The following is a 3,451-nucleotide window of genomic DNA, read 5'->3' as shown; positions in this document are numbered from 1 at the left end:
TAAAATTAAAATAATTGATACCGTTTGGGATATTACAAAATACACTCGTGGCACGGAGAACGCACATCAAACGGATCTTGCCAAAGAAGCCTGTTCGGGTGATTGGCTCTTTTATATTCAAGCGGATGAAGTTCTCCATGAGAAATACCTAGACGAGATAGTAAACAAATGCAATACATACCTTGACGACGATCGCGTTGAGGGTTTTCTATTTAAATATGTGCATTTCTGGGGCGATTATAATCATTTTCAAAATAGTCATGGTTGGTACCCAAAGGAGATAAGGATCATTAAAAATAGAGACGATATTCATTCATGGGAATCTGCTCAATCTTTTCGAAGGATACCAGAATTCGATGGTATCGATTACCGTCAACAAGAAGGCACCTATAAACTTAATGTGATAGAATTAGACGCGAAAGTATTTCATTACGGCTGGGTGCGCCCTCCAGAGTATATGCAGAGCAAACAGAAATCTTTAGATACTATCCACAAAGGCAAGACCAAAGTAGATTCGATTTATCAAGACCGAGAAAGCGAATTTGACTATGGCCCTTTGCGTTTAGCACAAACTTTCAATGGATCTCATCCAAAGGTGATGGAAGACTGGATTGGCAAATTTAATTGGCAGGACAAACTGTACAAGAAAGGACCTATACCGAATCACAGGCCTCTATTTAAACATGAGAAATTAAAATATCGACTTATTTCCTTTATAGAACAGAAAATCTTAAAGGGCAATTCACTTTTCGGATTCAGTAATTATAATATTCTCAAATAAAGCCTTCCGTAGATAAATCCTTTTCTCCCCCCTCTTACCAATTTTATCCGAAGAGTTCAATTTAATTAGACGCTCTAATTTAACACCATAAAACTGAGAGATATTATACATATTATCTCCTTTACGCACTACATGGTAATCGACAGAACCTCTGTTTTTTTTGGGCTGTAAATATATTATCTGACCTGAAATAAAATCTGCACCCTTCTTCATGTCATTATACTTATAAACCTGCCAAAGATTCATCCCCAATGAATTCGACACACTTAATGGCGTGTCGTCTTTTAAAGCAATAATGGACTTTATTCTATTTCTAAGCTTTATTTGGTGAGCGTCTTTTGCACTCATTATTTCCGACTTCGGCTTTTTTGCTTCTGCAATTCTAGCTTCCTCTTTTCTGGCCGCTATTTTAGATCTACGATTTGCTCCTCTACTTGTGTGATGATTTCCTCCCTTAGAGGATGTATTGATCTCTGGCTCTCTTTTTTTTTTACTTCAGCCACCTGCTCTACATTGTCAAAACGATACAAACTATTTTCCTCAATAATTTTAATTAATCGAACTGGGTACTTAGGATCTGTAGCGTACCCTGCTTTCTTAAGGCCCCTTGCCCACGCTTTGTAATCTTTTGCTTCTAACTCGAATAGAAAATCATAACGCGACCTTGTTCTTAAAAAATCAGAATGATCTTTATATGAATCTAGAACCGTGCTATACTTCCTAAAGCACTCATCTGCAATGTCATCATCCTGATAGTAAGTTGGTCCTTCCCATACAGTATGGCACTTAATTCCGAAATGATTCTTTGCATTTTTTGCTAATGGGCTTCCACCTTTTGCCGATTCCAATATCCCTTGTGCTAATGTGATACTAGCAGGAACTCCACTTCTATGCATTTCTCTGATAGCATCCTCTTTATACTTTGCTATATAATTATCTTCCGTGTATTCAGTTGAAGATTGTGCGAAGCACATAATTACTGAAAACGATAAAATACTACTGAGAAGGAAACGCATGCTATCTGGAATTTTAAGTTGCACTAAATTACCTTCCTTATCAGCACCTTACGAAAGGCCTAGTGATACTTTTCAACAGAAATATGTTAAAGTATTACTTTTGAATCCCTCCACAGTGAACAGCTATGATTTTAGCTCCTTTTTCAAACTTTCCCTTTAATATATCATGAAATAAGCCGTAAAACATTTTCCCATTGTAAACCCAGTCTAACTGAATATCATAGTCGTTTTTAAAATCTTCAATAAATTTCTCCAGCTCAGGAGTTGATTTTGCATATCCTCCGAAATGATAATCAATGCTTATTTCAAAGCCAACCTCGTTATTTCTAACAAAATGCCTAACCTCATCAACAAGAAATGCTCCTCCCTTTAGTGATGAATAACCGATAACCTTTGCCATATGCTTAACCGAGTTTACCAACCCTCCCATCATTGCACCGGTGCCAATAGAACAAGCTATATGAGAATAATAAATTTCTATACGGCTTAATATTTCTTCAGCTCCTCTTACACCAATTTCGTTTGCCCCTCCTTCTGGAATGATGTGAAAATTTGCATATTGAGCTTTCAAATCATCCAAAAACTTAGATTCGGCCTTTTTTCTATAATCCGATCTAGAAATATATTTTATTTCCATTCCCCAATTTTTTGCACTTTTCATTATGTTATTCAAGGGTTGTGTTTCTTCACCACGGATAATTCCTACAGAAGGAATTCCTAATTGATTACAAGCCCATGCTGCCGCATATATATGATTTGAAAACGCACCACCAAATGTCAGAATTCCGTTACCCCTCCTAGCTTCATCTAAATTATATTTTAGCTTATACCATTTGTTTCCAGATATAATTGGATGCAATTCATCTAACCGAAGAACATATACTTCAACACCCATCTCTCTTAGGAAATCAGATTCCAAAAGATGTAATCGGGGTACCGAATTAATTAGCGAATGGAGATCCTTCATATTGGTTTGAGGAGAACTTATTTTGATGCGAAGCGCAAATTATCGAATTTTACAGACATCAATTACCTAATCAAGTATTGATTAGCTTAGGTTAGAGAAATAAATAGCAATGGGAAAAACAAAAAAAACAAAAATTGCAATACTAGGTGGCGGCAACATGGGTGCAGCTATAGCTAGAGGTTTAGTGCGATCTGGAAACTACAAAGCGAATCAGATTACGATAACACGAAGAAGTGTTAAAAAGCTAGATGACTTTGCAGCTGACGGATACAATGTAACAAATAATAACGCCGAGGCTGTGGCCAATAGCGAGATTGTAATCCTTGCGGTTTTACCACAGCAATTAAAAACGGTTTTAAAAAGCATTGGCAAAAGCATTGATGTTAAGCAACATCTCGTAATGTCTTTAGTTACTGGCGCTAACAACAATGCCATCGCTGCACATTTACCTGCGCGAGCGAGGATCATAAGAGTGATGCCAAATACGGCTATTGCTATCATGGAATCAATGACATGTATTTGTGTAACCAATGCTTCCAAAGTAGATATTAAGGTTACTAAAGAATTATTCGATTTGGTAGGTGAAACTATCCTACTCGAAGAAGAGTATATTCGTGCAGCTACGGCTTTATGTTCTTGTGGTGTAGCGTTTTTTCTTCGAGCAATTAGAGCTGCTGCACAAGGAGG

The 3,451-nt window shown here is 36.9% G+C and carries 5 protein-coding genes; 2 read left to right on the top strand and 3 right to left on the bottom strand.

Annotated features, from left to right (window positions below; genetic code table 11):
• Positions 1 to 781: hypothetical protein (locus tag HRT72_06560; protein NQY67369.1), on the top strand; the 781-nt coding region annotated here is incomplete at its 5' end.
• Here HRT72_06560 and HRT72_06555 read toward each other — a convergent pair.
• From HRT72_06555 to HRT72_06545, 3 genes are all read right to left on the bottom strand, one after another.
• On the bottom strand, positions 743 to 1,129 hold the full coding sequence (locus HRT72_06555) for a LysM peptidoglycan-binding domain-containing protein (protein NQY67368.1): 387 nt from the start codon (positions 1,127 to 1,129) through the stop codon (positions 743 to 745). The genes HRT72_06560 and HRT72_06555 overlap by 39 nt on opposite strands.
• A gap of 56 nt (positions 1,130 to 1,185) precedes the next feature.
• Positions 1,186 to 1,797, bottom strand: coding sequence for a glucosaminidase domain-containing protein (locus HRT72_06550; GenBank protein ID NQY67367.1), 612 nt, complete (start codon positions 1,795 to 1,797; stop codon positions 1,186 to 1,188).
• A 94-nt stretch (positions 1,798 to 1,891) separates the two neighbouring features.
• A complete protein-coding gene (locus HRT72_06545; protein ID NQY67366.1) occupies positions 1,892 to 2,764 on the bottom strand; it encodes a pyridoxal-phosphate dependent enzyme in 873 nt (290 codons plus the stop codon).
• A 109-nt stretch (positions 2,765 to 2,873) separates the two neighbouring features.
• Between HRT72_06545 and HRT72_06540 the strand changes: the two genes are divergently transcribed.
• A partial coding sequence (locus tag HRT72_06540) for an NAD(P)-binding domain-containing protein (GenBank protein ID NQY67365.1) occupies positions 2,874 to 3,451 on the top strand: 578 nt, incomplete at its 3' end.

The organism is Flavobacteriales bacterium (genome assembly GCA_013214975.1).
Classification (GTDB): Bacteria; Bacteroidota; Bacteroidia; order DT-38; family DT-38; genus DT-38.
This window is presented reverse-complemented; position numbering and strand designations above follow the sequence as displayed.